This window comes from Curtobacterium sp. 1544, from assembly GCF_040544915.1.
Lineage (GTDB): Bacteria > Actinomycetota > Actinomycetes > Actinomycetales > Microbacteriaceae > Curtobacterium > Curtobacterium pusillum_C.
The window spans coordinates 56,598-63,690 of record NZ_JBEPKX010000020.1; the positions used below are offsets into that span (position 1 = coordinate 56,598).

General features: G+C 69.9%; 5 protein-coding genes. 2 read left to right on the plus strand and 3 right to left on the minus strand.

Going from position 1 to position 7,093, the window contains the following annotated elements; all coding sequences use genetic code 11:
- Positions 1–26: 26 nt before the first annotated feature.
- Positions 27–1,337: an ABC transporter substrate-binding protein gene (locus tag ABIC61_RS12535; protein ID WP_144756750.1), complete on the plus strand. Its 1,311-nt coding sequence runs from the start codon at positions 27–29 to the stop codon at positions 1,335–1,337.
- A 107-nt stretch (positions 1,338–1,444) separates the two neighbouring features.
- On the opposite strand, the gene ABIC61_RS12540 is transcribed toward ABIC61_RS12535, so the two are convergent.
- From ABIC61_RS12540 to ABIC61_RS12550, 3 genes are read right to left on the minus strand one after another with little or no spacing between them, the layout of a single operon-like run.
- Positions 1,445–2,182, minus strand: coding sequence for a copper homeostasis protein CutC (locus ABIC61_RS12540; protein ID WP_354030165.1), 738 nt, complete (start codon positions 2,180–2,182; stop codon positions 1,445–1,447).
- Positions 2,179–3,717 (minus strand): M81 family metallopeptidase, encoded by a 1,539-nt coding sequence (locus ABIC61_RS12545; protein WP_354030166.1) that lies wholly within the window; start codon positions 3,715–3,717, stop codon positions 2,179–2,181. The genes ABIC61_RS12540 and ABIC61_RS12545 overlap by 4 nt, the downstream gene beginning before the upstream one ends.
- Positions 3,710–4,894 carry an ROK family transcriptional regulator gene (locus ABIC61_RS12550; protein ID WP_144756744.1) on the minus strand — a complete coding sequence of 395 codons (1,185 nt, stop codon included), beginning with the start codon at positions 4,892–4,894 and terminating at the stop codon, positions 3,710–3,712. Before ABIC61_RS12550 ends, ABIC61_RS12545 begins: the two co-directional genes overlap by 8 nt.
- Positions 4,895–5,110: 216 nt before the next feature.
- On the opposite strand from ABIC61_RS12550, the gene ABIC61_RS12555 reads away from it, so the two are divergent.
- On the plus strand, positions 5,111–6,907 hold the full coding sequence (locus ABIC61_RS12555; RefSeq protein WP_354030167.1) for a peptide ABC transporter substrate-binding protein: 1,797 nt from the start codon (positions 5,111–5,113) through the stop codon (positions 6,905–6,907).
- Positions 6,908–7,093 lie beyond the last annotated feature (186 nt).

Below are 7,093 nucleotides of genomic sequence, written 5' to 3' on the forward strand. Positions count from 1 at the left end.
CACCCCAGGTCCGGAAAGGACAACCCATGCGATCACGAATGCTCGGCGTGGCAGCACTCGCCATCGGCGTCGCCGTCACCCTGTCGGCCTGTTCCGGCGGTTCGGTCACCGGGAACAGCGGTGACTCCGGCGGCAAGACCCAGATCACCGTCTGGCACAACTACACGGGCGACCAGGCCACCGAGGCCAAGAAGCTCATCCAGGAGTACAACGACTCCCAGGACAAGATCGAGGTCACAGCCCAGTACGCGGCCCAGAGCGACCAGTTCGACGCGAAGCTCATCAACGCGCTGAAGAACGACACCGGCCCGAACATGGTGCTCGGCGACAGCACGCCGCAGAAGATCGGCCAGGTCGTCGAGACCGGCAAGGTCGTCCCGCTCGACGACTACCTGTCCGACTCCGACTCGTCGATCACCACGAAGAGCTTCACCGAGGGCATGCTCGCCACCGGCAAGTTCGAGGGCAAGACGTACACGCTCCCCACGGACATCGGCGACTACGCCGTCGTCTACAACAAGCAGATGTTCAAGGAAGCCGGGATCACCGACACCCCGACCACCTGGGCGGAACTGCAGGCGGACGCGAAGAAACTCACCAAGGGCACCACGCAGTACGGCATGTACCTGCCGATCGGGACCGGTGAGTGGCCCGTGTTCACGTACCAGTCGATGCTCTGGAGCGCCGGCGGGGAGTTCATGAACGAGGACAACACCAAGGTCGAGTTCAACAGCGACGCCGGCGTGAAGGCCCTGAAGTCCTGGACCGACATGCTCGAGGACGGCAGCGCCTACCCGCAGTCGCTCATGACGTCGACGTCGAACGGTGGCACGCCTGCCCTCACCGCGAAGAAGGCGGCGATGGCGATCACCGGTGCGTACGACCTCGGCACGCTCGACGAGGCACTCGGCAAGGAGAACGTCGGCGTCTTCGCCCTGCCCGGCATCGAGCAGAACGCGGCGAACCTCGGCACGAACAACTCGTACCTGCTCGACGGCTCGAAGGCCGAGAAGGACGCGTCGTGGGACTTCATGCAGTGGTGGCTGAGCCCCGAGGTCGAGGCCAAGTGGGACATCGCGACCGGCCTGCTGCCCGCGAACACGGCGACGAACGACGACGCCACCTGGAAGAAGCACCTCGCCGACAACCCGCGGATCAAGGCGTTCGCGGACGAACTCGCCTACGCGAAGTCGCGGCCGTCGATCGTCGCCTACGGCGAGGTCAGCGAGGCGCTGTCGAAGGAGCTCGAGAAGGCGATGCTCCTGAAGGAGAGCCCGGAGGACGCGCTCGCCAACGCCGAGAAGAAGGCGCAGGCGGTCCTGGACGCGGCTGACTGAGTCGGCTGCGGTCGCGTGACGCGACCGTGTGACGGACTGGAGGCGCGGTGTCGGCTGGCACCGCGCCTCCAGTCGTCCGTGTGGTCGCGTCGGGCGTTGTGGTCGCGTCAGGCGTCGAGCGCCGCGCGTGCTGCGCGCACGACGTCGAGGTCGGTCAGGAAGTGCGCGGAGCCGTCGTCGGCTCCGCCCATCGGGACGCCGGCGTGTGCGCTGCCCGGCGCCGGACGCTTCGCCGACAGGTGCACGGCGGCGGCCCCGGTCGCGACGAGCGCGGGGACGTCCGCGGGGGTGACGCCGGCACCGGCCATCACCTGCACGGCACCGGCCGCGGCGACCATGCGCGTGATCGTGGCTGCACCGGCGACCGCGGTGGGGGCTGCGCCGGAGGTCAGGACCCGGGTGAACCCGAGCCCCTCGAGCGTCGCGACGGCGGCGACGGGGTCCGCCGCGTGGTCGATCGCGCGGTGCAGCGTGACCTCGGCGGCGGCGCTGACGGACCGTGCAGCGTCCACGAACCGGGCGAGCACGTCGACGTCGAGCGAACCGTCCGGGCGGAGGGCACCGACGACGACACCGGCCGCGCCCGAGCGGAGGACCGCGCGGGCCTCGCGCACCATGAGGTCGATCTCGTCGTCGTCGTAGACGAAGCCACCGGGGCGGCCGCGGACCAGGGCGTGCGCGGGGATGCCGGTCTCGTGGGTGGCCTCGACGAGCGCCTGCGACGGGGTGAGGCCGCCGAGCTCGAGACCGACGCAGAGCTCGACCCGGTCGGCACCGCCGTCACGTGCGACGATCGCGCCCGCAGGGGAGGTGACGGCGATCTCGAGTGCGGCGGTCGTGCTCATGCAGGGTCTCCGAGTGGCTGGTCCGAGGCCGGGATGATCCTGGCGGTCAGGTCCGGTGCCTCGGGGAACACTCGATCGTAGGGGAACAGGGGGCGTTCGATCCTGTGGTGCCCGAGTCGCTCGAGGTCCTGGTCCACGCCACCCGGGGTGAGTGCGAGCATCCAGTCGGCGGCCATGTCGAACAGCTCCGGCTCGAGGTACCCGATCTTCACGATGACGACGTCGGCCTCGCGCGGGGCGAGGTCGAGGTCGGTGAAGTCGTGCTCGTGGTGGTACGGCTTCCGGAGCTTCGTCAGGATCGCGAACACGCTGCCGACCTGCAGCACGACCTCGGTCTCGGCGTCGCGGTCGCCGTGCTTGATCGCGTGCACCCGGCCGGTCATCGTGATCGGTCCGGCGTGGACGGCGTCGACCGTCGCCCCGGCGGTCACGGTGACGGTCGCCCCGATGCCGGCCTCGACGGCTGCGGCCACCGCTTCGGCGCCGGGCACGCTGGCGTAGATCACGGTCGGGCCGTCCGCTGCCGCGAACCGCGGGTCGGCCAGCACCTGGGTCAGCCCCCACGTCATGTCGCCGGACCCGCCGGCCGTCGGGTTGTCGCCCGAGTCGGAGACGAAGTACGGCCGCGCGGCGCCCGGTGCGAGCGCGGCGGTGAGGCACTCGTCGAAGGAGCCCGTCGGCGCGACGAACACGAAGTCCTCGCGGACGTCCCAGAACGCGTGGGCCAGTCGTTCGGCGCCGGCCGCGACGGTGGCCCGGTCCCAGCCGGTGACGACCGTGACCGCTCGGTCGCGGGGCTGGTCCGCCCAGGCGTAGCCGACCCAGATCGCGGCGTCGAGGACGCCCTCGGTGGCTTCGACCTGCGGCACCTGCGCGTACAGCGACGCCGCCGGCTCGATGCGGGTGGAGGTCTGCTCGCCGGGCAGGAGCACGGGGATCGGGATCCACGCCTTCACGGGACGCTGCGCTCCGACCGGACGGGTGGTGAGCACGTCGACCAGGTTCCGGACGGCGCGCTCCTTCGTCTCGAGGGCGTCCTCGTGCGGGGCCATCCGGTAGCAGGTGACGAGGTCGACCTGGTGGGCGAGCTCGCGCGTGACGTTCCCGTGCAGGTCCATCGACGCCGACACGATGACGTCAGGGCCGATCACCGCGCGGATGCGGCCGAGCAGGTCGGTCTCGGCGTCGTCCAGCCCCTCGACGACCATCGCGCCGTGGATGTCGTACCAGAGGCCGTCCACGTGCTCGGCGTCGACGATCGCCTGCAACCGGGTCACGATCTCGTCGGCGAGCTCCTCGTACGCCTCGCGCGCCACGATCCCGCCGGGCAGGGAGTGGCCGATGAGCGCCCCGCGGAAGTCCGCGTCCATCGAGGACAGGAACGGGTACCGCGCCACGACCTCGTCCCCGCGGTCCGGGTGGAACGCCGGGGCGAGGGTCCTGGTCGGGGTGAACGTCGAGGTCTCGATGGCGAGGCCCGCGATGGCGATGACCGGACGACGGGTGGCGGGGGCTGCGGGGAGGTGGTCAGACACGGACGCTCCTGTTCCTGGTGGTGGACTGCGGGATCGGGGCGGACAGTTGCTCGAGCGAGGCGGCGAGGCCGCGCTGCAGGGCGAACTGTCCGGCGCCGACGAGACCCGCGTCGGCGCCGAGCGACACCGGCTCGATGGCGAGGTGCTGCGTCATGAGCGGGTGGCAGCTCTCGTAGAGCTGGCTCCGCACGGCGGCGATGAACGGGTCGAGGGTGGACAGGATGCCGCCGAGGTAGACGGCGTCCGGGTTGAAGAAGTTCACGTTGGCGGCGAGGACCTCGCCCAGGTAACGGCCGGCCAGGCGCACGGCACGGGTGGCCTCGGGGTGCGCGTCGGACGCGAGCCGGACCACGTCGGCGGTCGAGGTCACGTCGACGCCGGCAGACGACAGGATCCGGACGAGGGCGGCCCCGGACGCCACGGTCTCCAGGCACCCGGTGTTGCCGCACGAGCAGGGGGTGTCGCCCGCTGCATCGATCCGCACGTGCGTGATGTCCCCCGCCGCACCCGTCGACCCGCGGTAGAGCCGGCCGTCGATGACGATCCCGGCGCCGATCGCCGACCCGGCCTTGATGGTGATCGTCTGGCGTCGAGCGGGGTCGTGCACGGTCTGCTCGCCCGCGGCCATGCAGTTCGCGTCGTTGTCCACGATCGCGGGCAGGCCGAAGCGCTCGGAGAGCCAGGACGCCACCGGGAACCCGTTCCACCCCGGCATCCGGCTCGGCAGGTCCACCACGCCGGCCTCGACGTCGACGGGCCCGGGCAGGCTCAGGCCGACGCCGCGGAGGCCCTCCCGACCACGCTCGTCGGCGAGGCGCTCGAGCAAGCCGGCCAGACGTTGCAGCCCTGCGGTCGGCCCCTCGGAGAGCGCGAACGGGACGTTCGCGACCGACTCGAGCGCGCCTCCCGGCAGCACCACGCCGATGCGCGCGTGACCGCCGCCGACGTCCGCGGCGACCGCGTACTCGTCGACGCCGCCGATGCGGAGCACCTTCCGGGGCCGTCCGCCGGTCGAGGTGTCGGTGCCCTCCTCCGCCAGGAGCCCGTGCGACAGCAGCTGCGACACCACGTGCGAGACGGTCGAGGGAGCGGCACCGAGCAGGTCGGCGATCTCGGTGCGACTGGAGGCCTGTCCGGAGGCGATGAGCTCGAGGACACGGGCGCTGAGGTCCGGCACGACTTTCTCCAATCCGGGCGGAACACGATCGGAACCCCGATCGAAGCCGAGCCTAGGGGGCGGAATGGGCGGTCGACCCTTTCGTCCGATCCGCAGTAACGCAGTTTTTACATCGAGATGTTTGTTTTTCCAATGCGTTTGGCCATTGACTGTCCGCGTGCCGATCGGCACCCGTGCACCAACCTCCCCGAAGTCCCTCGCACAAGGAGACACCGCATGTCCAAGCCCCGTCGCTGGGCGCTCCTCACCGGAGCTGCGATCGCTGTGAGCGCCCTGCTCGCCGGATGTTCCGGGGGCGGCAACGCCTCCTCCGGTTCGGACTCCGACGCGATCAACTACGCGCTGCCCGCCAACTTCACCCCGAACTGGATCCTCCCGATCGGCACCGCGGCGCACCTCAACACGAACAACGGCTCGATCGCACAGTCGCTCTACGAGCCGCTCATCGCGTACGACGGCTCCACGGGCAAGATCGCGTGGAACAAGGCCGGCTCCGTCGCGACCGACGTCTCGTTCGCGTCCGACTCGAAGAGCGCCACGGTCACCCTCGGTGACCGGCACTGGTCCGACGGCAAGCCGATCACGAGCCGCGACGTCGCCTTCTGGTTCAACCTGATCAAGGCGAACAAGGACCAGTGGGGCTCGTACTCCGAGGGCAAGGCCCCGGACAACTGGACCTCCTTCAAGACGGTCGACGACACGCACTTCACGATCACGTTCGACAAGGCGTACAACTCCGACTGGATGCTCGCCAATCAGCTGAGCCACATCATCCCGCTGCCCCAGCACGCCTGGGACAAGACGAGCGCGAACGGTTCGGTCGGGAACGCGGACGAGACCACCGCCGGGGCGAAGGCGGTGTGGAAGTACCTCAACACCGCGGCCGGCAAGATCTCCGACTACGCCAGCGACGACCTGTGGAAGACGATCTCCGGCCCGTACGGCGTGAGCGCGTTCACCACGGCCGGCAAGGTCACCCTGACGGCGAACACGAAGTACGACGGCGGTGAGAAGCCCTCCATCAAGACGGTCAACCTCCTGCCGTTCACCACGAGCGACGCCGAGGTGAACGCGGTCCGCGCCGGCGAGGTCGACTACGGCTACATCAACGCCACCGACATGGACCAGAAGTCGTCCTTCACGTCGAAGGGCTACTCCGTCGAACCGTGGACCGGTTGGGCGATCACGTACATGCCGTACAACTTCAACAACCCGACGATGGGTGCCGTCTTCAAGCAGCTGTACGCCCGCCAGGCCGTGCAGATGTCGATCGACCAGAAGTCGCTGTCGAAGGTCGTCTTCAACGGCACCGCGACGTCGACCTACGGGCCGATCCCGCAGGCGCAGGAGTCCGGCTACGTGTCGAGCGTCCAGAAGGACAACCCCTACCCCTTCAGCACGTCGAAGGCCAAGGACCTGCTGACCAGCCACGGCTGGTCGGAGCAGGGCGGCACGATGGTCTGCACCGACCCCGGCACGTCCGACAGCCAGTGCGGCGACGGCGTCGCGAAGGGCACGAAGTTCACCATGCAGGTGCTGTCGCAGTCCGGCTCGACCGTGACCGACAACATGATGAGTGCCATCCAGTCCTCGCTCGCGAAGACCGGCATCGGGTTCACCATCAAGACCGCGCCGGTGTCGAGCGTCCTGTCGCAGACCCCGACCTGCACGTCCGACGAGGCGAGCTGCAAGTGGGACCTGTCCTTCTTCGGCACCGCGGGCAGCTGGTACTTCCCGGCGTACCCGACCGGTGAGTCGCTCTTCTCGACCGGTGGTTCGGCGAACTTCGGCAGCTACTCCAACGAGCAGGTGGACGCCCTCATCGACGCGACCACCACATCGCCCGACGCCACCGCCGTGCAGGACTACAGCGCCGCGGTCGCGAAGGACCTGCCCGTGATCTGGCTGCCGAGCCCGGACTACCAGATCTCGGTCGTCAAGAAGGGGCTGACCGGGTTCGACCAGGACTCGCTCGCCAACTTCCACCCGGCCCAGTGGAAGTGGTCGAAGTAACCAGGTGACACCCCCTGGAGGCGGGGGGGGGGGGGGGGGCCCCCCCCCCCCCCCCCCCCCCGCCCCCCCCCCCCCCCCCCCCCCCCACCCCCCCCCCCCCCCCCCCCCCAACACCCCCCCCCCCGGGCGCGGGGGGGTGGTGAGTCCGCGACCATAACCACCCCACCGTCGGCGGATGGGGGGGCG